General features: G+C 41.1%; 21 protein-coding genes and 2 pseudogenes. 7 read left to right on the forward strand and 16 right to left on the reverse strand.

Annotation, left to right across the window (positions count from 1 at the left end):
• Positions 1-100: 100 nt before the first annotated feature.
• Together ahpC and ahpF are read left to right on the forward strand one after the other, a co-directional pair.
• The gene (gene ahpC, locus NYE56_RS20350) at positions 101-664 is read left to right on the forward strand and encodes an alkyl hydroperoxide reductase subunit C (protein WP_003243686.1); all 564 of its coding nucleotides are present in this window, start codon (positions 101-103) and stop codon (positions 662-664) included.
• A 13-nt stretch (positions 665-677) separates the two neighbouring features.
• A complete protein-coding gene (gene ahpF / locus NYE56_RS20355) occupies positions 678-2207 on the forward strand; it encodes an alkyl hydroperoxide reductase subunit F (RefSeq protein ID WP_003243077.1) in 1530 nt (509 codons plus the stop codon).
• Positions 2208-2315: 108 nt separating this feature from the next.
• Here ahpF and bglA read toward each other — a convergent pair whose 3' ends face one another.
• Both bglA and NYE56_RS20365 read right to left on the reverse strand, forming a co-directional pair.
• On the reverse strand, positions 2316-3755 hold the full coding sequence (bglA, locus tag NYE56_RS20360) for a 6-phospho-beta-glucosidase BglA (protein ID WP_046381465.1): 1440 nt from the start codon (positions 3753-3755) through the stop codon (positions 2316-2318).
• 13 nt (positions 3756-3768) lie between these two features.
• Entirely contained in the window at positions 3769-5637 is a 1869-nt protein-coding gene (locus tag NYE56_RS20365; RefSeq protein WP_341284343.1) for a beta-glucoside-specific PTS transporter subunit IIABC, read from the reverse strand.
• A gap of 157 nt (positions 5638-5794) precedes the next feature.
• Here NYE56_RS20365 and NYE56_RS20370 point away from each other — a divergent pair, with 157 nt between their 5' ends.
• On the forward strand, positions 5795-6505 hold the full coding sequence (locus tag NYE56_RS20370) for a GntR family transcriptional regulator (RefSeq protein WP_341284344.1): 711 nt from the start codon (positions 5795-5797) through the stop codon (positions 6503-6505).
• Between the two features lie 129 nt (positions 6506-6634).
• Here NYE56_RS20370 and NYE56_RS20375 read toward each other — a convergent pair whose 3' ends face one another.
• Complete coding sequence (locus NYE56_RS20375; protein WP_014478516.1) at positions 6635-7357, reverse strand: peptide ABC transporter permease; 723 nt, start codon at positions 7355-7357, stop codon at positions 6635-6637.
• A gap of 20 nt (positions 7358-7377) precedes the next feature.
• Entirely contained in the window at positions 7378-8007 is a 630-nt protein-coding gene (locus tag NYE56_RS20380; RefSeq protein ID WP_041337916.1) for an ATP-binding cassette domain-containing protein, read from the reverse strand.
• A 481-nt stretch (positions 8008-8488) separates the two neighbouring features.
• Here NYE56_RS20380 and fbp point away from each other — a divergent pair, with 481 nt between their 5' ends.
• The gene (gene fbp / locus NYE56_RS20385; protein ID WP_341284345.1) at positions 8489-10414 is read left to right on the forward strand and encodes a fructose-1,6-bisphosphatase; all 1926 of its coding nucleotides are present in this window, start codon (positions 8489-8491) and stop codon (positions 10412-10414) included.
• Between the two features lie 437 nt (positions 10415-10851).
• Here fbp and NYE56_RS20390 read toward each other — a convergent pair whose 3' ends face one another.
• The 5 genes and pseudogenes from NYE56_RS20390 to NYE56_RS20410 form a co-directional block, all read right to left on the reverse strand.
• Positions 10852-11820, reverse strand: coding sequence for a TIR domain-containing protein (locus NYE56_RS20390; RefSeq protein ID WP_321541398.1), 969 nt, complete (start codon positions 11818-11820; stop codon positions 10852-10854).
• A gap of 15 nt (positions 11821-11835) precedes the next feature.
• Positions 11836-14223, reverse strand: a complete 2388-nt coding sequence (locus NYE56_RS20395) for a sacsin N-terminal ATP-binding-like domain-containing protein (RefSeq protein ID WP_341284346.1) — start codon at positions 14221-14223, stop codon at positions 11836-11838.
• 870 nt (positions 14224-15093) lie between these two features.
• Positions 15094-15490: pseudogene (locus tag NYE56_RS20400) on the reverse strand (N-6 DNA methylase); the annotation flags it as partial.
• Positions 15491-15615: 125 nt separating this feature from the next.
• Positions 15616-16095, reverse strand: a complete 480-nt coding sequence (gene rlmH, locus NYE56_RS20405; protein WP_003226975.1) for a 23S rRNA (pseudouridine(1915)-N(3))-methyltransferase RlmH — start codon at positions 16093-16095, stop codon at positions 15616-15618.
• An 80-nt stretch (positions 16096-16175) separates the two neighbouring features.
• Positions 16176-16346: a CxxH/CxxC protein gene (locus NYE56_RS20410; RefSeq protein ID WP_003219122.1), complete on the reverse strand. Its 171-nt coding sequence runs from the start codon at positions 16344-16346 to the stop codon at positions 16176-16178.
• Between the two features lie 184 nt (positions 16347-16530).
• On the opposite strand from NYE56_RS20410, the gene NYE56_RS20415 reads away from it, so the two are divergent.
• Positions 16531-16944 carry a hypothetical protein gene (locus NYE56_RS20415; protein ID WP_114523574.1) on the forward strand — a complete coding sequence of 138 codons (414 nt, stop codon included), beginning with the start codon at positions 16531-16533 and terminating at the stop codon, positions 16942-16944.
• Positions 16945-16977: 33 nt separating this feature from the next.
• Here the strand turns inward: NYE56_RS20415 and fdhA are convergent, their stop codons facing one another.
• From fdhA to NYE56_RS20445, 6 genes and pseudogenes are all read right to left on the reverse strand, one after another.
• Positions 16978-18204 (reverse strand): formaldehyde dehydrogenase, glutathione-independent, encoded by a 1227-nt coding sequence (gene fdhA, locus NYE56_RS20420; RefSeq protein ID WP_080121227.1) that lies wholly within the window; start codon positions 18202-18204, stop codon positions 16978-16980.
• A 62-nt stretch (positions 18205-18266) separates the two neighbouring features.
• Positions 18267-18437 (reverse strand): hypothetical protein, encoded by a 171-nt coding sequence (locus NYE56_RS20425; protein ID WP_187956286.1) that lies wholly within the window; start codon positions 18435-18437, stop codon positions 18267-18269.
• A 90-nt stretch (positions 18438-18527) separates the two neighbouring features.
• Positions 18528-18787: pseudogene (locus tag NYE56_RS20430) on the reverse strand (DUF2651 family protein).
• Positions 18788-18802: 15 nt separating this feature from the next.
• A complete protein-coding gene (locus NYE56_RS20435) occupies positions 18803-19966 on the reverse strand; it encodes a hypothetical protein (protein ID WP_268749267.1) in 1164 nt (387 codons plus the stop codon).
• A gap of 10 nt (positions 19967-19976) precedes the next feature.
• Positions 19977-20714 carry a YiiX/YebB-like N1pC/P60 family cysteine hydrolase gene (locus NYE56_RS20440; RefSeq protein ID WP_341284347.1) on the reverse strand — a complete coding sequence of 246 codons (738 nt, stop codon included), beginning with the start codon at positions 20712-20714 and terminating at the stop codon, positions 19977-19979.
• A 140-nt stretch (positions 20715-20854) separates the two neighbouring features.
• Positions 20855-21325 carry a GNAT family N-acetyltransferase gene (locus tag NYE56_RS20445; RefSeq protein WP_341284348.1) on the reverse strand — a complete coding sequence of 157 codons (471 nt, stop codon included), beginning with the start codon at positions 21323-21325 and terminating at the stop codon, positions 20855-20857.
• Between the two features lie 110 nt (positions 21326-21435).
• On the opposite strand from NYE56_RS20445, the gene rapG reads away from it, so the two are divergent.
• Both rapG and NYE56_RS20455 read left to right on the forward strand, forming a co-directional pair.
• A complete protein-coding gene (rapG, locus tag NYE56_RS20450; RefSeq protein ID WP_341284349.1) occupies positions 21436-22533 on the forward strand; it encodes a response regulator aspartate phosphatase RapG in 1098 nt (365 codons plus the stop codon).
• Positions 22534-22650 carry a Phr family secreted Rap phosphatase inhibitor gene (locus tag NYE56_RS20455; protein WP_003226961.1) on the forward strand — a complete coding sequence of 39 codons (117 nt, stop codon included), beginning with the start codon at positions 22534-22536 and terminating at the stop codon, positions 22648-22650. It begins immediately after the preceding gene.
• 34 nt (positions 22651-22684) lie between these two features.
• Here NYE56_RS20455 and rocF read toward each other — a convergent pair whose 3' ends face one another.
• Positions 22685-23575, reverse strand: coding sequence for an arginase (gene rocF / locus NYE56_RS20460; RefSeq protein ID WP_003226959.1), 891 nt, complete (start codon positions 23573-23575; stop codon positions 22685-22687).
• Positions 23576-23633 lie beyond the last annotated feature (58 nt).

Raw genomic sequence — 23633 nt, forward strand, 5'->3', positions numbered from 1 at the left:
CTTGACAAAAAATATATATTAATTAATAATTCATATATAATTAGAATTATTATTGAAAGCGAATATGCTTTCTAATACATTTTTAGGAGGAATATACATTATGTCTTTAATCGGTAAAGAAGTACTTCCATTCGAAGCAAAAGCATTCAAAAACGGTGAATTCATCGATGTAACAAACGAAGATTTGAAAGGCCAATGGAGCGTATTCTGCTTCTACCCAGCAGATTTCTCTTTCGTATGCCCAACTGAGCTTGAAGATCTTCAAGAACAATATGCTGCTCTTAAAGAATTAGGTGTTGAAGTATACTCTGTTTCTACAGATACTCACTTCGTACACAAAGGCTGGCATGACAGCTCTGAAAAAATCAGCAAAATCACTTACGCAATGATCGGTGACCCATCTCAAACAATCTCTCGCAACTTCGATGTTCTTGACGAAGAAACTGGCCTTGCTGACCGCGGAACATTCATCATCGATCCAGACGGCGTTATCCAAACTGTTGAAATCAATGCAGGCGGTATCGGCCGTGACGCAAGCAACCTTGTAAACAAAGTAAAAGCAGCTCAATACGTTCGTCAAAACCCAGGTGAAGTTTGCCCGGCTAAATGGGAAGAAGGCGGCGAAACTCTTACACCTAGCCTTGATCTAGTAGGTAAAATCTAAGGAGTGCATTCAATTGGTACTTGATGCAAACATCAAAGCACAATTAAATCAATATATGCAGCTAATTGAGAATGACATTGTTCTCAAAGTTAGCGCAGGCGAAGATGACACTTCTAAGGACATGCTGGCTCTCGTTGATGAGCTGGCTTCCATGTCATCGAAAATTTCAGTTGAAAAAGCTGAATTAAACAGAACGCCAAGCTTCAGTGTCAATCGTGTCGGAGAAGACACTGGCGTGACTTTCGCCGGTATCCCTCTGGGCCACGAATTCACATCATTAGTGTTGGCGTTGCTCCAAGTGAGCGGCAGACCGCCTAAGGTAGACCAAAAAGTCATTGATCAGGTGAAGAAGATCAGCGGTGAATACCACTTCGAATCTTATATCAGCCTGACATGCCACAACTGTCCTGATGTTGTACAAGCTCTAAACATGATGAGCGTGCTGAACCCGAACATTACGCACACGATGATTGACGGTGCAGCATACAAAGCAGAAGTTGAAAGCAAAAACATCATGGCAGTGCCGACCGTTTACCTGAATGGCGAATCCTTCGGAAGCGGCCGTATGACGCTTGAAGAAATTCTTGCGAAAATGGGCAGCGGCACAGATGCATCTGAGTTTGCTGACAAAGAGCCGTTTGACGTTCTTGTGGTCGGAGGCGGACCTGCTGGTGCAAGTGCAGCGATTTATACTGCACGTAAAGGCATCCGCACTGGTGTTGTCGCTGAGCGCTTCGGCGGACAGGTTCTCGACACCATGAGCATCGAAAACTTCATCAGCGTCAAAGCGACGGAAGGACCGAAGCTTGCGGCAAGTCTTGAAGAGCATGTGAAGGAATATGATATTGATGTCATGAACCTTCAGCGTGCGAAACGCCTTGAGAAGAAAGATCTGTTCGAACTTGAACTCGAAAACGGCGCTGTCCTGAAAAGTAAAACAGTGATCCTTTCAACAGGTGCACGCTGGCGCAATGTCAACGTACCTGGTGAACAAGAGTTCAAAAACAAAGGTGTCGCATACTGCCCGCACTGTGATGGGCCATTGTTTGAAGGCAAAGACGTTGCGGTAATCGGCGGCGGAAACTCTGGTATCGAAGCAGCGATTGATCTTGCAGGTATTGTGAATCACGTTACTGTGCTAGAATTCGCGCCAGAACTGAAAGCAGACGAAGTCCTGCAAAAACGTCTCTACAGCCTGCCTAACGTTACTGTCGTGAAAAACGCACAAACAAAAGAAATCACAGGTGATCAGAGTGTTAACGGCATCACATATGTAGACCGCGAAACAGGCGAAGAAAAACACGTTGAACTTCAAGGTGTATTCGTCCAAATCGGTCTCGTGCCAAACACAGAATGGTTAGAAGGAACGGTTGAACGCAACCGCATGGGCGAAATCATTGTCGACAAACACGGCGCAACAAGCGTACCAGGCTTATTTGCTGCCGGCGACTGCACAGACAGTGCGTACAACCAAATTATTATTTCGATGGGATCAGGTGCAACTGCCGCCCTCGGCGCGTTTGATTACCTTATCCGTAACTGATAAAAAAATCCGCTATATTGCCAGATTGGCAGGATAGCGGATTTTTCTTTTTCTACAGAAAAAACCCGAACCAGGCACTTCGGTAAAAGTGCTTGATTCGGGCGCTTCTTATAGTTCCTCTCCGTTCGTTTGAATGACGTTTTTGTACCACTCAAAGGAATCTTTCTTATACCGCTTCATGGATCCGTTTCCTTCATTGTCACGATCAACATAGATCATGCCGTAGCGTTTTTTCATTTCGCCAGTTGTGAAGGAGACAATATCAATAATGCCCCACGGCGTGTAGCCAATTAAATCAACACCATCGTACGTGACCGCTTTTTTCAATGCTTCAATATGCGATTTTAAATATTGAATGCGTTCCGGATCATGAACCTTGCCGTCCTCCTCCAGCGTATCCACTGCGCCAAAGCCATTTTCAACGATGAATAACGGGATTTGGTATCGGTCATAAAAACGATTTAACGTATATCTCAGCCCGGTTGGATCAATCGCCCATCCCCAGTCACTCGAAGTGATGTACGGATTTTCGACACCATTCGGCAAGCCGCCATTTACAATATCGCCAGTGTTATCATTTTTCACATCACTTTTCACAGTTGTTGACATGTAATAGCTGAAGCCTAAGTAATCGACGGTTCCGTTTCTTAAAATCTCATCATCGCCGTCTTCGAATGTGATATTGTAGCCTTCTCGCTCAAATTCCTTCAACGCGTAGCTTGGATAATAACCGCGAACCTGCACATCAGGGAAGAAATAGCGCTGCCTCATTTCTTCTTCAGCCAGCATCACATCTTTAGGATTGGAGGAGAAAGGATAAATCGGCACGTGTGATACCATGGCCCCGATCTGGAACTCTGGATTGATGTCTTTTCCTTTTGCCACTGCTAAGGCGCTCGCCACTAGTTCGTGGTGCGCAGTTTGATACATGACTTCCTTGGCGTTTTCGTTTTCGCCAACCACAACACCTGAATTCGTCCATAGGAACAACGGATTGTTCACATCCATTTGGTTGTTGATCTCGTTAAATGTCATCCAGTACTTCACTTTCTCTTTGTAACGGGTAAAGCAAGCCTCTGCGAAGTTGACGAAGAAGTCCACGACTTTCCGGTTTCTGAAGCCGCCATATTCTCTTGCCAGGTGCAGCGGCATTTCAAAGTGAGACAGGGTAATGACCGGCTCGATCCCATGCTTCAGCAATTCATCAAACACATCATCATAAAACTGCAAACCAGCTTCGTTCGGTTCAGCCTCATCGCCTTTCGGAAAAATCCGGCTCCAGCCGATGGACGTCCGCAGGCATTTTAATCCCATTTCTGCAAACAAAGCGATATCTTCCTTGTATCTGTGATAGAAATCAATGGCTTCATGGTTCGGATAAAACTCGTTCTCTTCAATCGTATCCGTGATTTTTCTCGGCACGCCATGTGCACCCGCTGTCATCACATCGACGACGCTCGGCCCTTTACCGCCTTGATTCCATCCGCCTTCAAATTGGTGGGCAGCTAAAGCACCGCCCCATAAAAAATCTTTCGGCATGTTTCCCATGTTTCATTCCTCCTCAGCTTACGACTGTAAATATTTTTTGATGTAATGCACTTTCCTCAATCTCTTCAATCAGAATTTCCTGGTACGCATGTGAATTCGTGATGATGACAGGAGTAATCGTTGTTAACCCTTTCTCTTCAATGAAAGCTTTATCAAACTCAACAAGCACTTCGCCTTTTTTGACGGTATCGCCTTCTTTTACCTTCAAGGAAAAAGGAGTGCCGTCTAATGTCACCGTATCCAGCCCGATGTGCGCAAGCAATTCGACGCCAGACGCTGAACGCAGGCCAATCGCATGCTTTGTAGGCGCAACCATGACAACCGTACCGTCAAACGGGGCATAGAGCTTACTGTCGGATGGCTCAATCGCCAATCCTTGTCCCATTGCGCCTGAGCTGAATACCTCATCAGGCACGTTAGAAAGCGGGATCACCTTGCCGCTAAACGGAGCATATACGGTTTCTTCATTTGCCTGTGCCGTTTGACCATTTTCCTTTTCCGTCTGTGCAGCAGTATCTTCACCGTAGCCAAAGATCTGAATCAGCACAACAGGGAGAATCACCGCAATCGCAGCACCAATTAAAATGCCCCAAATGGATGTCGGGAATTGTTCATTGATACCATTCACGATCGTCAGCGGTCCCGGAAGTCCCGCATAGGCAAAATAATACGGATGAAAGAAGCTTGCCACAATTGCGCCAACCGCGCCGGAGATACAGCCAAAGATAAACGGCTTCTTAAATCTCAAGGTTACACCATAGATCGCCGGCTCTGTAATGCCAAACAATCCTGTGATTCCAGCTGAGACGCTGACTTTTCTCGTTTCCTTGTTTCCCGCTTTCAAAATGACGCCAAGCACGGCCCCAACCTGCGCAATGACCGCAATCGTTTGATACGCCTGAAACGAATCCCGACCGTATAAATCAAAGTTTGCCAATACCATCGGCGTGATGCCCCAATGTACACCGAAGATCACGATGACCTGCCAGAATGCGCCGATGATTGCTCCTGCCAAAGCCGGCACATTTTCCGCCAAGAAGTTGTAACCGTTTGCAATTCCATTTGCGCCTAAAGTTGTCACAGGGCCTATGAGAAGAATCGTTAACGGCACCATGATGACCATGCATAGAAACGGAACAAATAACGGTCTGACCACTTCGTTCATTCTCTTATTCAAAAACCGCTCAAGATAAGATAAAATCCACACTAAAAATAATGGCGGCAGCACGGAAGATGTATATGTCGTTTCTGATAAAGCCATCCCTAAGAAAGAAATGCTCTTTCCGTCTGCAATTTGTGCAGCCATCTCCGCCCATGTCGGGCTGACCAATGCGGCACAGCACGCTACAGCGAGATACATATTGGTTTTAAAATGCTTTGATGCCGTAATAGCGATAAAAATAGGCAAAAACGTAAACGGCGCCCAAGATATGAAACTGAAAACCTGATAAGTCCCTGTTTTCTCAAAGCCGTCAAACAATAAGTTAATGATAATTAATGCACCTTGCAAAATACCAGCAGCGGCCAGAATGTAGATAAATGGCGCAAACACCGCTGACATCGTCGCAATGACCCGGTTCAACATCGTTCCTTTATTCTCGCTCTGTTCGCCAGAAAGATCAATATGGACCAGCTTTGAAAATTCCTCGTACACTTCCCCTACGTGCTGTCCAATGACAATCTGGAATTGGCCGCTGTTCTCGACCACCGTAATGACGCCGGGCATCGATTTTACGATATCCTTCGCTTTAGGGTTAGACCGCTTCAGCACCAATCGAAGTCTGGTAGCGCAGCGAGAAGCCCCAATCACATTCTCTTCCCCGCCTACGGCCTCTAAAATGTCTTTTGCTAGTCTCGTATAATCTCTCACTTTCCCCGACATTTTCACCCACCCCTTTGTTTTGGTTACGCTTTCATTATAATTGTACCGGTATAATTTATCAATACCGAAACAAAATATTTACGCACTAACTATCATTGTAAGCGGTTTATGCTATAATTTTGACAAGTGAAACTAAACGAATAAATGAGGAATGCGTATGTTAAAGTACCAGCAAATCGCAGCGGAAATTGAAACATATATAGAAGAACACCAGCTTCAGCAGGGAGACAAACTGCCAGTCCTAGAAACCCTCATGGCCCAGTTTGAAGTCAGCAAAAGCACCATCACAAAGTCCCTCGAGCTATTAGAGCAAAAAGGCGCGATCTTTCAGGTCAGAGGAAGCGGCATCTTCGTCAGAAAACATAAACGAAAAGGCTATATCAGCCTTCTGTCGAATCAGGGATTTAAAAAAGACCTCGAGGATTTTAACGTCACCTCAAAAGTCATCGAACTGGACGTGAGAAAGCCAACACCGGAAGCGGCGGAAAACCTGAACATCGGAATGGACGAGAACATCTACTATGTCAAAAGGGTCCGCTACATCAACGGCCACACCCTTTGCTACGAAGAATCCTATTACAACAAATCGATCGTGACGTATTTAAACAACGAAATCGTCTCCCACTCCATCTTCCATTACATCCGGGAAGGACTGGGGTTGAAGATTGGTTTTTCTGATTTGTTTCTGCACGTGGGCCAGCTTAATGAGGAGGAAGCGGAATATTTGGGATTAGAGGCTGGACTGCCGAAGCTGTATATAGAAAGTATTTTTCACCTGACAAATGGGCAGCCGTTTGATTACTCGAAGATTTCGTATAATTATAAGCAGTCGCAGTTTGTGGTACAGGCTAATAGTTTTTTGTTGTGAAATTCGGTATCTAATAGAATTTCTTTTAATAATTCTCCACCAAATATCAAGATATCTAGGTAAGCAGTGGGGATTTTTGTGGTCCCTTATGTTCAAAAAAGCTACTTCACTGTGAAGTAGCTTCCTTTATTAAATGCCCATTTTGATCCATCTAGTTTTAGAAAAGCGAAGGATAATCGCATTTATGATAATGATTGAAACTAAATACAAAATAATAAATAAAACATCATTACTCCCAAGTGTCATGTTATCAGATTGCAACACTCTTTCTATTCGGGGATACATAGTGTTACCTGCCTCAAAAGGAGCAATGAAACCAAACGTTTTATTGCTTATAGCTACTAAGATAACAGAAGTCATCCAATAAACGATACTGACACCTATACTAATTAATATATTAGGACATAACATGCTTATAGTTCCGATAATTAGAATATACTGCAGTATAACTGCAGAAAATAAAAAAAGTAATAATGCAAAATGCGAAAAATCATGGTACATCAACGATATGATTAGCAGGCCTAGCGTTATAAATGCAAAACATTCCAAAAATAAAACAGCTATCTTTTTATAAAAGAAAGTATAGATGTTCTCTCCAATTAACTTGTAAAAGAGAATATTTTTGTTTGAATACTCTCTATTAATAAAGAAAGCTATAACAAATGAAAATAACATCAAACCAAACTGGGTTGCAACAGTATAGGAGCTAAAGAAAAACATTTCAGGTGTAACATTGCTGACTTTATCAATTCCAACAAGTAAAAAATATCCCAGTAAAAATAAAAATACAAACATTGCTCCTAAAATAATGATAACTTTGTTGCTAATACTCTTTTTAAACTCTAATTTCATCTCAAGCCCCCACTGTTTTATTACTCATTTATATACACTTCAATTAATTGATCCACTGAATGATATTGTTGAATTTCTTGGTGATTAAATATATAATAATCCCCTTCTATCGCCTTTAAATCAGACAAATCATGTGTAATGTTAATGATAATCTTCTCGGGGTTCTCCTGAATATACTTATTTAAGAAGCCATGAATCTCTATAACCGTTTTTTTGTCTAATGAATTCGTTATTTCATCTAAAACAATAATATTTTTATCCTCTAATAAGAAACTGAGCAATTTTAATTTTTGCTTTTGTCCATCACTCAAATTTTTGATCAGAACTTTTCCATCAATATTATCCAGATTAAGTAAATGTGCAATTTTATCTATCATTTCCGCATCAAATTTTTTACTCAAAAAGTGTAATAAAAAGTCCTTAGAAACATCATTAGGTATATTCGACGAGCTGGATATTAAAGAAACATTTTGACGAATATCTCTGCCGATTCGTTTGCTATTATTCAACAAAAAGTCTTTGGCAAGCTGTGATTTACCGACTCCATTTTTTCCAACAACGTGATTAATTTTCCCGCTCGAAAAATGCAAGTCGGTGTCCTGAAGTAACGTTTTTCCTTTCACTTTTAAAGTGTAATTTGCTATATTCATATACATACTCCTAGGAAATATTTGTATTTTCGAGGTACCTCTTTCGTTTCCGGTTTGGAACTGTAAGAAATGTTTTTCGATGATTAATCTGGATATCTTTTACTCTAGTTTACAATATATAACACTCAATGTACAACAACGGCAGTTTCCTCAAGGTAATTACTTACAAGATAACTGACAAACAAGCTAAATAAATGGATCGTCAATACCATATCAATGCATATTGATAACAACAATAAGGAGGATACTGAACCTTTTAGCCTAAGCCCTTGACTAAATAACCTCCTCCGTAGATTCTGCTGAAAGGTTTTTCAGCTCTAGCTGCCTTAATCTTTCACTCGTTTTAATTGTCTATAAAAGCAGTTATGCGGTACTATCATATAAAGGTCCAATGATGAAAAACAATGACATACTTTTAAATTCACCTTATCATGCACATGCTCATAAAGAGGGGTTTATTCTAAAAAGGGGATGGACGGTTTTGGAAAGCAAGTACCTAGATCTACTCGCACAAAAATACGATTGTGAAGAAAAAGTGGTAACAGAAATCATTAATTTGAAAGCGATATTGAACCTGCCAAAAGGCACCGAGCATTTTGTCAGTGATTTGCACGGGGAGTATCAGGCATTCCAGCACGTGCTGCGCAATGGTTCAGGACGAGTCAAAGAGAAGATACGCGACATCTTCAGCGGTGTCATTTACGATAGAGAAATCGATGAATTAGCAGCATTGGTCTATTATCCGGAAGACAAACTGAAATTAATCAAACATGACTTTGATGCGAAAGCAGCGTTAAACGAGTGGTATAAAGAAACGATTCATCGAATGATTAAGCTCGTTTCATATTGCTCCTCCAAGTATACCCGCTCCAAATTACGCAAAGCACTGCCTGCCCAATTTGCTTATATTACGGAGGAGCTGCTATACAAAACAGAACAAGCTGGCAACAAGGAGCAATATTACTCTGAAATCATTGATCAGATCATTGAGCTTGGCCAAGCCGATAAGCTGATCACCGGTCTTGCTTACAGCGTTCAGCGATTGGTGGTCGACCATCTGCATGTGGTCGGCGATATTTACGACCGCGGACCGCAGCCGGATAGAATTATGGAAGAACTGATCAACTATCATTCTGTCGATATTCAGTGGGGAAATCACGATGTCCTTTGGATCGGCGCCTATTCCGGTTCCAAAGTGTGCCTGGCCAATATTATCCGCATCTGTGCCCGCTACGACAACTTGGATATTATTGAGGACGTGTACGGCATCAACCTGAGACCGCTGCTGAACCTGGCCGAAAAATATTATGACGATAATCCAGCGTTCCGTCCAAAAGCAGACGAAAACAGGCCAGAGGATGAGATTAAGCAAATCACAAAAATCCATCAAGCGATTGCGATGATTCAATTCAAGCTTGAGAGCCCGATTATCAAGAGACGGCCGAACTTTAATATGGAAGAGCGGCTGTTATTAGAGAAAATAGATTATGACAAAAACGAAATCACGCTAAACGGAAAAACATATCAACTGGAAAACACCTGCTTTGCGACGATAAATCCGGAGCAGCCAGACCAGCTATTAGAAGAAGAAGCAGAAGTCATAGACAAGCTGCTATTCTCTGTACAGCATTCCGAAAAGCTGGGCCGCCATATGAATTTTATGATGAAAAAAGGCAGCCTTTATTTAAAATATAACGGCAACCTGTTGATTCACGGCTGTATTCCTGTCGATGAAAACGGCAATATGGAAACGATGATGATTGAGGATAAACCGTATGCGGGCCGTGAGCTGCTCGATGTATTTGAACGATTCTTACGGGAAGCCTTTGCCCACCCGGAAGAAACCGATGACCTGGCGACAGATATGGCTTGGTATTTATGGACAGGCGAGTATTCCTCCCTTTTCGGAAAACGCGCCATGACAACATTTGAGCGCTATTTCATTAAAGAGAAGGAAACGCATAAAGAAAAGAAAAACCCGTATTATTATTTACGAGAAGACGAGGAAACCTGCCGAAACATCCTGGCAGAATTCGGCCTCAATCCAGATCATGGCCATATCATCAACGGCCATACACCGGTAAAAGAAATCGAAGGAGAAGACCCAATCAAAGCAAACGGAAAAATGATCGTCATCGACGGCGGCTTCTCCAAAGCCTACCAATCCACAACAGGCATCGCCGGCTACACACTGCTATACAACTCCTACGGCATGCAGCTCGTCGCCCATAAACACTTCAACTCCAAGGCAGAAGTCCTAAGCACCGGGACCGACGTCTTAACGGTGAAGCGATTAGTGGACAAAGAGCTTGAGCGGAAGAAAGTGAAGGAAACGAATGTTGGTGAGGAACTGCTGCAGGAAGTGGCGATTTTGGAGAGTTTGCGGGAGTATCGGTATATGAAGTGAGGGGTGTGGGGTTCAGGGATTATTCTCTGGGCTCTTTTTTTTGATGATTTCTCATTTTGTATAGCTAATTGCTAACAAGGTCTGGTTATTTGCCTTTCACCAGTGCGTTAAATATACCAATTGAATTCAATTTTAATTTTACAAGATCAATATATCCCAAGACCTTTTCACCTATACAGAAGCTATATCGTGAAACGGATAACGATGATATTTTCACTGCCATTATCCACTTCAGACATAAACCACTTTCAGTTATAACTTTTTTGTCTCTACTTATGGTACATTCACCGTAGTTATTTAAGAGGCAAAAAACAGACAGGATAATTATTTCCCTGTCTGTTTTAGTTTATTTAAGGAAGAATTTGAATAATACTTTTTAAAGAATTAGCCTCTTAAAGCCACCTGAAATAATATATTTACTAATGTTAAAAGTATTACTATCTATTAATTGTATCTAGTATTTCCTTGAATTCATCCTCATACATTTCTGTAAATGATCTGCCTACTTTATCACTCAACAACTTGATGAAGTCATCCATTGAAGGAATTACAGAATTTAACTTTCGCATATCTACTGCTAGATTGACCATTAACTCTGGTGAAAGCCCTGCTTCATTAATACTTCGCTCTAGTTCTACTTTTTTATCTCTCCAATGAGTAATATATTTTAATCTATCCATAACATCATAAATTTTCGCTTCAAAGCCATCATATCTATTTTTTTCAGCATAGTATTTTACATCATTTCTACTAACAATAATAAAAAATAACTTTTCTAGATAATCTTTATCTTGCATTAAATGCATAACTTCATACATGCAATTTAATGACTTGATATAGGCACTACTCACCACTGAAATAACAAAATCATGTTCCTTAATAGTCTTCATAAATTCGTCCAAACTATCTCTGTATGCTGTAACATTTATATCACGAGTTATTTTGATGTTTTTATGTTTATTCAATTCTTCTTCTAGAATATTAACTAGATCGCTATCTTTGTGCGCATACGAAATAAAAACTTTTTTTATTACCATCTCTTCTACATCACCATCTTTATTAATTTTATAAGGTATATTATTTACTTTTACTAACTCATCTGACTTATTAATTGAAATGTAAAAAAGATTATTGCCTTGAAATGTAAAACGATTATACTCAATTTTTACCTCACCATCTAATAAATCTAAAATATTGCCTATATTAAGCTTAAATGCAAATTTTTTAATGCTTAATGTAATGCCATCATCTTTTATACCTAAAATAATATCTCCACCATTACTGTTCGAGTATGCAGCAATAAATTTAGCTATTTCTTCAGGACTGGCAATTGGGTGTATATATAATGTATTCTTTCTATAATTTGTACTTATTTTGTTTTTTATATCATTAATTGTTCTAAACACTAAAAATTACCTCATTCATATCTTGGTTAATGGAATTTTAGATATACCTGTTGTTTTAAGCAAATCACCTAGAGTAACCATTCTTTGTTTTTCTCCGTCATCCGTCCACAATTGATAGGCGTAATCATCTAAAGCCTCTAATTCTTCATCATAATAAAATATTATTTTTTGATAATCACTTGGACGAATAACAATTCTTATGTCATCTTTCTTATACTTAGCTGGAAATACTGTATCAGAATACTTTTCATTCATCCATTCTTCTAAAGTTGCAGGAACTGTATAATCTTTAAGACTACTTAAATAATTAAAAATATTTTCTGTACTTCTAAATATTAGATTCTCAACATAGCGTCTCATCTCTTCGGTTGAGGTAACAACATGTTTTAACTGTTCGATTATATCTTCTCTACTCAGTTCATCGTTGTTAATAATTTCCAATACCTTGTCTCGATTACTAATAATTTCATCTAAATCTTCATACTTAATATTATTCTCTTCTATTTTTTCTGCTATTTTATATCTTCTAAGATTTTCTTCTGGAGAAGATAACATCATTCTCTTTGAATATAAAGTTTCAAACCACTCTTTTGATTTTTCTGGATTTGCTAGGAACCAATTAGTTAATCTATTAAATATTTTTTGAGTATCTTCTTTTCTTTCCTCCCTATCAATAGCTTCTTTGCTTAACAGTTGTGATACTTTTATATCTATTTGATCGGAACATAATTCATTAGTCTTAATTCTATCTGGATGTTCTTCAAAATATTGATATAATGAAATAATGTCTTGGTTTAATAGCTGTTTTTTAATTTTGCCCCCCAGTAATGTTAAAATCTCTTTTAATTCAATATCAATATTGTTATCCAAATGAATATTACCAAATTGTACAAAATCATTGATCTGATTCGGTACAAATGCAGATTCTACAACTTCTTCAACTCCTGCATCACTAATCCAAAGAGAATAAAATGTATTCAACCAATCTGAGCATAAAGTACCTTTTTCCAACCAGCCGGCTAATGTTTCAATATTTAGATCTTTAAGAACACTATTCATCCAAGAGAAATCAACATTCTCTCCAAAAACCGCAGCCCAACCTAAGTATGTATCTCGTGTCGGTATCTTTAACCCTTTATACTTAGACAAAATATCCCAAAGTGAATCATTATGTAAATTCTTTTTGGTCTTTGGTATACCTATTTTAATCTTACCTTCATTATCTTTATATGCTATTCGCTCTGAACCCTGAATAGGGACAATTGCACTCTTTTCAATATATTCTTTAACTTCTTTATAGCTATATGTTTGAATAGTTGATGTGACATTGGGTTTTAGTATACAAATATTAAATTCATTTCTAGTCTTACTGCTATTGGCACAATAATCTATTAATTCCTTATATAAAGAGACAGCTACCTTTATTAATTCATAATTAACCGGATTGTTATCTCGAATGGCATTTCTATCTCTTTCTACTTCAAATAATTTCGAATTAATAATCATAGGAAAACTAAATTCTTCAGTTCCTAATAGCGGAAATTCACAGAAAACCTTTGGCATAATACTAGGTATTGCTAAGAAATATAACTTATTGTCTTTACGCTCAATTGTGCATCCAATAGTTACATTTTTTTCATTTAATATTAGTAATTCTTTATTATCATCAGAAGCATCAATTCGAACAACTTTTAGCTTGTCATTTTTTTTTGAAATATTTTCTTTACCCTTCTTGTAACAATTTCCATTGTAAGTAATAGAGCTTATATTCTCATTAAAAGCTAACACGTATGGGATAGATTCTTTTAAATCAACTATCCCTTCCTCTACTGCTTCTCTTATGTTTTCATCTTCTATTGAATAAATGAATTTTGTATCCTCATATGTGGCTTGTAATGCCTCTTGACTTTTGGTTAATAGTTCTAGTTGTTCTAACATTATTTTTGTTTTATTCTTAATATCGCTATAATTTTCTCCCGCTCTATCAACAGTGAACTCTAGTTTTTTATACTTATTATCTTCTTGAATAAAAGACCCTTGAATTTGTACAACATCTGACAATAAATGGGTTGACATAAAGCCAGTTCCAAACTTCCCTGTTTTCTTTTCTTCTGAACTTTGTTTAGAAGAAATTTGAGTGATTAAATCTAATAAATTTCCATAGGAAAACGGTAGCCCATTATGGCTGAATATAATTTTCTGATTAGAATAATAAATATTTATATCTATCTTCTTACCTTTTGGCGTACAATCCGATGCATTCTGGATGAGTTCCCATATCCACCTACGTCTAATAGTTCTTTTTTCTATTTCTGATGACTCTTTTATCTTTTTCAATTCATCCCAAATTGTATTAGAACTCGCATCTAAAACTTTATTTAATAATACTACTTCATTAGACATAGTGATAATCAAACCCCTTTTATATCTATTTGACATAAATTTCCATTCATTGATACTTCATTAAAATATTTCATTTGTTTAAGAAATTCTTTATTTCGTCGTCTCTGGTTGCTTCTCTTAGAAGTTCTCCTAAAATGAAGTTGAACATATTTTCCTTCAAAAATGTACTGCAATGGATTCTTCCCTGAGATCGTTCACTTAAATGAGAGGCATCTTTTGCAGAGATTCCACCTTGGCAGCAACTTTACATATGGTGGTGATTATGATAGCCTAGTTCTGTATTTCTACACTTTTTTGTCCATAGCTATGACACTTCATCTAATTATAAACAAGACACTGAATTTTACTAACTGAGCCACCTGTTTATTTCCATTATAAAGATTTTGATAGTCAGGCCATAAAATAGTTATTTAATGACCTGACTTAGACAATTATCTTTCGCAGAAGACAATTGTCTAGGACAGATTGTCCTAGATATATCAGGCTTTTTTATTCAATGGATTCGAATTTTTCTTTAATATGTAGCATTCCTTTAACAGCCAGATTAGTTGCTACTTCAATTTCATCAACAGGTTTTCCTGCTATCAATATTTTAGTAACGTCAACTGCATCATAATTTGCTTTTTCGAAAGCTCTCTCTAATTCAAAGATTATTAAGCCCCCTTTTATGCCTATGCTCTATTATTTGAGAATGCTTTCGACCCTTCCAAGAAATAGAGATAGATGATGAACTTCCGAATCTGGATACCTTCAAACTAGTTTCTTTATCCCCAGCTTAACTGCTAATTCTATGTGAATACATAGGTATCCTTGGAATGTGGGTCGATTGTATTGATATTGCCTAGGATAGAACCAACACCTCTAACGAACGTGAAATTCGAAAGAATATGTGACCCCAATATTTCCATCGAGTCCGCGGATGGCCAAATTCATTTTACAAAGCTTCCAAGTTGTAGTTTTAGATTCTTGACCATATATCAATAAGTCCGAAATCTTACCTTGATGTTCTTCGGCAATCTTTTCGCTTTGCATGAACATTCCCCCACTTTCACACGCTGGGTAATAAACCCTACCTTTATACGGCTCTACCATTTCAACTAATGTTTTAACGACACTGGTAGGAGTATATAATTCTCACCACCTTTACCTTCTGCACTTGCAAACCTACCAAGGAAGTATTCATATACGCGGCTAAGTAAATCCTTTTCGCATGTAATTTTATCGTTTGAATAAGGTCGTTTAGCTCTCCTAAACGTCTTTTATCTAATCTAGTTCAGCTCTAGCGTATCGTTTATCTAGTACCCTTCTTAAACAGAAAAAGAAGGTTTATCAACCCCTTCTGTCCCTGCTTCAAATAGTAAATATCCGCCCTATATACAAAAATTTTTGCCTCTATTTATGATAAGGCTCCCCACGATTAATCCGAAAAGCCCGATAAATCTGCTCAACTAGTATGAGTCGCATCAACTGATGAGGAAACGTCATTTTTGAGAACGACAGCTTCTCATCCGCTCGCTTCATCACTGCGTCACTCAATCCGAGTGAGCCGCCGATGACGAAGGTGACTTTGCTTTTTCCATAAGTAGCCAGCTTATCTATTGTATCGGCTAGTTCTTCTGATGTTTTCATTTTTCCTTCGATGGCGAGGGCGATGACGTGGGCGTCGGGGCTGATTTTTGATAGAATGCGGTCGCCTTCTTTGTCTTTTATGATTTTCATGTCCTGGTCACTTAGGTTTTCCGGCGCTTTTTCGTCCGGGAGTTCGATGATGTCGATTTTTGCGTAGGCCGAAAGTCGTTTGGTGTATTCTTCAATGCCTTGCTTGAGGTATTTTTCTTTTAGTTTTCCGATTGTCACAATATTGATATTCACAGGTCATCCCCACTTTAGAAACAAGTTATTCATATATATTGTCCACAATTGTGGATATCTTTTCTGTATTTTGTGTAAGATCATTCGTTCCCCACTATATATACTGCGGGGTCTCCACATAATTCACAGGCTGTGGATAAACTGTTAGTATGTTCGATTTTTCTGATTTCGGGCGGCAGCTCGTGGTCGTCTATGTACATATCCAGCACCGTTTCGATGTGTTCTTCACAAGAATAATACGCTTGTTTCATGTTCAAATCCTCCGATGTTTTCTTCCATTTTTACAAATGTTCTCTTCTCAATATAACCTATTTATTCACATGTTAGTAGTGCTTCGGGCTGAGTTTTATCCACAATTCGACAAACAAGCTGTTGATGACTCTATTTCGCTCGTGTGTTAGTTTGGATGTAACCGATGTGTGGGGAGGTTTGCATTTGCGCTTTAGATGGGTTTGGCTTTTTGTGATCATGTTGCTGCTTGTTGGGTGTCAGCCGTCTTATTGGGTGTTGGAGAAGGATCGAATCGGTGAAGGCAGTCCAGACTTAGAAATATACGCTAATTACCTTCAAATACATGATGATGTAAAAGGATATCAAGTCTTCACCATTTTAGAAGGGAGAAAAATGGTTATTGTGTCTCTCGGAAGCAGCGAGAAAGATAAGAAGCTTGAAGTGTCAGACGTCAAATTCTCATCTAAAGAAACGATTGTAACTGTGAAACGAAAACCTGCTCCTACGGCAAATGAGAAAAACCCTTATATTTTGATTGGACTGGACAAAATCGAAGGGGAATTCATTGTACAGGATGAAAAGGGAAACCGCTTTGAAGAAACGGATTACCAGCAATAAAGCCGGCGTTCTGAGAACGTCCGGCTTTTTCTTTTACTTCAGTGTCCCATGCGGGTCGATGACGAATTTTTTGGCTGCGCCTTTGTCGAAGTCGCTGTAGCCTTTTGGCGCGTCGTCCAGAGAAATGACGGTGGCATTGACGGCTTTTGCGATCTGCGCTCTGCCGCTCAGGATCGCTTTCATCAAATTGCGGTTGTATGTCATGGCGGGCGTTTGGCCGGTGACGAAGGTGTGGGCTTTGGCCCAGCCGAGCCCGAAGCGGATTTTTAATGAGCCTGTTTTGGCGTCCGCATCCTTTGCGCCGGGATCTTCGGTCACGTATAAGCCTGGAATGCCAAGGCTGCCTCCGACCTGGGTGACGTCCATGATCGAGTTCAGCACGGCGGCAGGTGCTTCTCCTTGATTGCCGTGCCCAGATGCTTCAAAGCCAACACAGTCCACTGCAGCATCAACGGTTGGTTCACCTAGTATTTGTTCAATTTGCTCGCCGAGGCGGTCGTGTTTTTGTACGTTGACCGTTTCACAGCCGAAGCTTCTCGCCTGTGCCAGTCTGTCTTCGTTCAGATCTCCGACAATCACGGTGGAGGCGCCTAGGAGCTGAGCGGAGTGAGCGGCTGCTAAGCCGACAGGCCCCGCTCCCGCGATATAAACGGTTGAACCTGTTTGCACGCCCGCTGTGTAAGCTCCGTGGAAGCCGGTCGGGAATATGTCCGACAGCATGGTCAAATCGAGAATCTTTTCTAACGCCTGTTCTTTATCAGGGAACACCAAAAGCTGAAAGTCAGCGTACGGCACCATGACGTATTCAGACTGGCCGCCGACCCAGCCGCCCATATCGACGTAGCCGTAAGCCGATCCCGGCCGGTCCGGATTTACATTCAGGCACACATGCGTTTTCTGCGTTTTGCACATCACACAGCGTCCGCAGGCAATATTGAAAGGAACGGATACGATATCTCCTTTTTTGATAAATTCAACATCACGCCCCGTTTCAATGACTTCTCCCGTAATTTCATGCCCGAGCACCAAGCCTTCTGGCGCCGTTGTGCGGCCTCTGACCATATGCTGGTCGCTTCCGCAAATGTTGGTTGTAATGACTTTGAGAATAACCCCATGCTCACATTTTCGATTCACATTCGCCTTCGGAACGCCGGGCCCGTCCCTCAAGATTAACTCCGGATAGCCGATATCCTCCACCGCCACGTTTCCTTTACCTTTGTACACAACCGCTTTATTTCCTGTCAACGCCATTCCCCCCATTCATGTGTTTGGACTCTTGGCCCTTGAACATGACTTCGGTTCGGCATGACCCTTTCCCTTTTTCACGCCTGCTTTTTCTGTATTCTTACAACAACAAATATGCCAAGAAAGCAGCCGATAATGGTTCCGATGATGTCGAACCAATCTGCTTTACCTCCATTTAACAGGAATACAGTAATGGCCGAAACCAGGCTGATCATAACTGCCAGAAGAATGACCCGTTTGGTGTGCATGTAATTCCTCCTTTAGATTCGTTTCTAAAACATACCCAAAATCTCTGCAAACTTCGATTCAATAAAAAAAGAGACTTCACACCAGTCTCTTCATAAACAGAGATCAATTAAAAATTTCCTGAGAAATAATGTGACAATACTGGTTACTAAGCAATCCCCGTATACATAACAACCCAAAACAAGAATGAGCCATTGCCCGAAGCTAACGTAAATAACAATATCAAGCTCGCAATAAGGACGATGAGCGGTGCCACCCAAAATCTTTTAAATAAAAAATGACCCGCTATACCAAATACACCTGCGATGATCGGAAAACCAAAAACGATAAATAAAACGGCGACGGCTCCCATACTACCCTCCTTGCCTTAAAACCCCTTCATCACCTCAACATCATACAGCTTCAAATGACTCTTCGGCGTCACGACATCCTTTACCTTCCCAATCTCTTTTTCTTTCACTTTCTTTCCGGTTTTCAGGCTGTACTGTTCAATGTAGGCAGGCTTGTTATACGTGTATGTGAAGAAATAGAGGCTGCTGCCTTTTTGGGTGATTTCTTTGAAATCGGCTTTCATTTTGTCTCGGGAAAGGGTGAAGGCGATGCTTGTTTTTCCTGTCTTGGCATCGATTTTGTGTACCTTTCCTAAGCCGTCAATGAAATACAGGTTCCCGTCATAAGGGAAAAAGCTGTTTTTAAAGCTGAAGGGCATGGAGCTGTATATCGTTTGTTCGTCGTTTTTGTATTCGGCGATGTCGTGCAGCTCTACTTTGCCGCTTTTTTTGTTGATCTTGACCATTTGATAGAGATTGCGGGCTTTTTGGCCGCGAACCATAACATAAACAGCTTGGTCGTCCACAGCAAGCTGGGATTCGACTGAGGCTCCTTCCCGGTACTGCCATTCCGTTATCGTGTGATAAGTGAGCTTCTTCTGATCCACATGAATCTGGAGGAGCTGATAGCCTTTTTCGTCAGCTGTCGGGACGAGTGCATAAATGGCGCCGTTATGAAAACCGGAGGCTCGGATGTAGTAGGGAATGACGTCTTTTTCCCACTCTCCGTCCATCTGGCGGTACAGCTCTGAACGGTATTTGTCTCCCTTTTTGTCGTAGCCGGAGTTGTATAAGGTGTAAAAGCCGTCCGTGTTTTGCAGAAAGCCTGCGCTGTCGCCTGTGTGCTGATAGGTTCTTTTATGGGAGCGCAGACCGTTTTTGATCGTATAAATCTTGTTTTTGTCCTCCAGCAACACACTGTCGCCGTGAACCTTGGCTGAGCCCAGCTCAAGGCCCTTCATCTTAAAGGAAGACAGCGTCCCGTCCTGGCTGATAAACAGGGCGTAGCTTTTCCCGTCGCCAAATGCATCTTGATCTGCAGAGGATGAGAAATACAGCAGGACTTCTTTGTCATCCAGGAAATCGGGGTTTCTGAGATCCTGCTGACTTACGGTTTTATGGCTTTTGAGAGGAGAAATGAAGACAAATAGTGCGATTCCTGCGAGAATCAGCATGACGATGGTAATCATCCACTTTTTCATATCCTTCTCCTTAGTAAATGGTCATGATGGTTGTCGTATACGAAGAACTTGTGATGTCGCGCGGATACACGCCTAAGCCTCCGTTGCTGTCTATATCAATGCCTGCTTTCAGCAAAAAGGCAGACCATAGGAGCTTTGAACAGTTTTTGGCGCCGTCATGGCCGGTATTTCTGTTATTGACGAAGTTAAATGAGTATGGGTCGCCGACTTTTGATACCGCCCAGTCGGCAGCAGCTGTTTTTTGAGATGAGGATACGCTGACGGTTTGCACAATGGAGTTGTCTTCCACGTCTCTGGCATTATAAGCAATCTGCCTGACACCGTCGCTCGGGACAGATTCAACAATTTTGTCAGCGGCAGAGTACATGCCGACGTGGCCGTGATTGTAGTAGGCTGTGTAGGAGTTCGTGTAATAGATATTGCCTTTCGCGCTTGTCGGGAGTTTATTCGTGCCGGACGACCCGCCCATGATAGACATGCCGCTTTCCTTGGCGAGCCGGTCTCCTTCTGCTTTATCAGCCGTGATTTCCTTATAGAACTGTTTTAGGATAACGTCCTGCTTTACGTGCTGCTGTTTGGCAATCTGGCTGGCAGATTTCATGACTTCTTCCGGTGTCGTGCCTGGCTGCAGTGCGGCGATTTCTTCAGCATAATTTGTGGTCTTTACGGCTTTGGCGGGAGAAACAAACAGGCCGCCGCACATTGTAAGCGCTACCAAAAACATCGACACTCGTTTCTTCAACTTCATTAGATCTCCTCTTTTCTTGTGAGTGTAGGAAAGGTAATTTCCTCACCCACATTATATTAGGAAAATAAGGAAAGTAACTAGGTTATTTACAGAATTTTTAGATATCATTTACAGAAAAAGGCCTTTATCGGCCCTTTTCGTTAAAGCTTCTTGCTCATCACTACGTCTGTTTCTTGAAATCCGGTTTGCTCATATAGCTTTCGCGCCGTCTGATTATGAGCAAAGACATGAAGGGACAGCTTGCGGATTCCCATACTGCGTGCCGTTTGATCTAATGCTGCCAATGCTTGCTTTGCGTAGCCCTTGCCCCGATACAGTTCATATAACCCGAAATCATAAATAAACGCTTCCTGCTGCGGATGCTCCGGTTCAGCATGTATCCAGAGCCAGCCAACGATTTCCTTTTCATTCAGCTTGAGGCTCCACAAATGGTGATGGGGTGTTTCCAGCCCTCTCGGAAGCAGATCAGAAAACGCCTGCTTAGACAAAAGCTGTGCATCCTCAGGCAGCCATGTTCCCGCTTTTACCTTTTCTTTCGCGTAATGCTTTGTTGTGTATGTGAGATAAGACCGAAATTCTTCTGTCTGCATTGGGGTCAGCATGATTTTCATATCATCTCTCCTTCATATATTGACTAGAGGATTTTACATAAAATAGAAAGAGGTGTTACTATCAGAATAAGCAACTGAGATTGATAAGTCACTAGAGAAAGGAGTTTCACATGAATAAGATTGCACCCGCAGAAATCGCTAGCATGCTCAACGATTGGTACCTTGCTATCAAGAAACATGAAGTGGAAGAGTCCTCCCGTTTATTTAAAGAAGTGAAGCCTTTATTGGATGACATGGAAGAGGATCAGGAGGTGCTTGCCTACTTCTCCTTATTGGAACTGCGCCACAAGGTTTTGCTTCACGAGGCGAGAGGACAGGGCTTTCAGCATGAGGAGCCTTCTCATATGAATGCTACGTCTGACATGCTGAAATATTACTTTTTTCTGTTTGAAGGCATGTATGAGGCCTATAAAAATAATTATGACATTGCCATTGGGCTGTATAAAGATGCAGAGCAGTATCTCGACAACATTCCCGATCCGATTGAGAAAGCCGAATTTCACCTGAAGGTCGGAAAGCTCTATTATAAGCTGGGACAAAATATTGTATCCCTCAATCATACACGGCAAGCTGTCAAAACGTTCAGGGAAGAGACCGATTATAAAAAGAAGCTGGCTTCAGCCCTGATCACCATGTCAGGCAATTTTACAGAGATGAGCCAGTTTGAAGAAGCTGAGGCTTATTTGGACGAAGCAATTCGGATCACGAGTGAATTAGAGGATCATTTTTTTGAAGCCCAGCTTTTGCATAACTTCGGCCTTCTTCATGCGCAAAGCGGCAAATCAGAAGAAGCGGTTTCGAAATTAGAGGAGGCTCTACAGAACGATGAGTATGCCCGCTCCGCCTATTATTATCATTCTGCCTACTTGCTGATACGAGAGCTGTTTAAGATCAAAAAGAAAGAACAGGCCTTATCTTATTACCAAGAAGTGAAGGAAAAATTGACTGCTGAGCCGAATAGAATATGTGAGGCAAAAATAGACATTTTATATGCCATTTATGCAGAAGGAGGTCATGCGGAAACGTTTCACTTATGCAAACAACATATGGATGACTTGTTGTCCGAGAAAGAGTATGACAGTGTAAGAGAACTTTCCATTTTGGCTGGCGAACGGTATAGGGAACTTGAGCTTTACAAAGAAGCTTCCCACTTTTTTTATGAAGCATTACAGATTGAAGAACTGATTAAACGAACGGAGGTTATATAAATGAAAAGATTTCTGATTGGCGCAGGCGTCGCAGCGGTGATTTTATCAGGTTGGTTTATTGCAGACCATCAAACCCATTCACAGGAGATGAAAGTCGCTGAGAAAATGATTGGATAAATGAAAAACCCCCGCGGGTGCGGGGGTTTTCTTATTACAGCAGCTTCTTCCCTAGCAGGGATTCTACGAGCTCTACTGCTGTTTTACCTGTTTTGTTTTTGTGATCAAGGATCGGGTTAACCTCAACGAATTCGGCTGAGGTAATGATGCCTGCGTCATACAGCATTTCCATAGCCAAATGGCTCTCCCGGTAGCTGATGCCGCCGACGACAGGGGTTCCGACACCCGGTGCGTCGTTCGGATCAAGTCCGTCCAGATCAAGGCTCAGATGGACGCCATCACATGCTGATAAATAATCAAGGGTTTCTTCAATGACCTTTGTCATGCCAAGACGGTCGATTTCGTGCATTGTGTACACCTTCATGCCGCTTTCCTTAATGTACTTGCGCTCCCCTTCATCAAGTGACCGGGCGCCAATGATAACGACGTTTTCCGGTTTGATTTTAGGCGCGTAGCCTTCAAGGTTAACCAGTGACTCGTGGCCAATGCCGAGGCTGACCGCGAGCGGCATGCCGTGAATATTGCCCGATGGTGAAGTTTCAAGTGTATTCAAATCGCCGTGCGCGTCATACCAGATGACGCCGAGATTATCGTAATGCTTCGCTGTGCCTGCAAGCGTGCCGATCGCAATACTGTGGTCACCGCCCAGGACAAGCGGGAATTTTTTCTCTTCAATGACTTTGTTGACCTTTTGCGCGAGTTTTTCATTTCCCGCCAAAACGGAATTCAGGTTTTTCAGTTCCTCGTCATTTTTTATTTTTTCGCGGTTGATCGGAATGTCACCGAGATCTTCAACCGTATACCCCATGTCTGACAGCCGCTCAATCAGATGAGCGTACCGGATGGCACTCGGGCCCATATCTACTCCGCGTCGTGCTTGTCCTAAATCCATTGGCATTCCAATAACCGAAATCGTTTTATCCATCTGTGATTCCACCTCAACATTTAAGATAATGTCCTATGCGGGTTATAACAAAGATGAC

This window comes from Bacillus sp. FSL R5-0603 (assembly GCF_038050295.1).
Classification (GTDB): domain Bacteria; phylum Bacillota; class Bacilli; order Bacillales; family Bacillaceae; genus Bacillus; species Bacillus subtilis.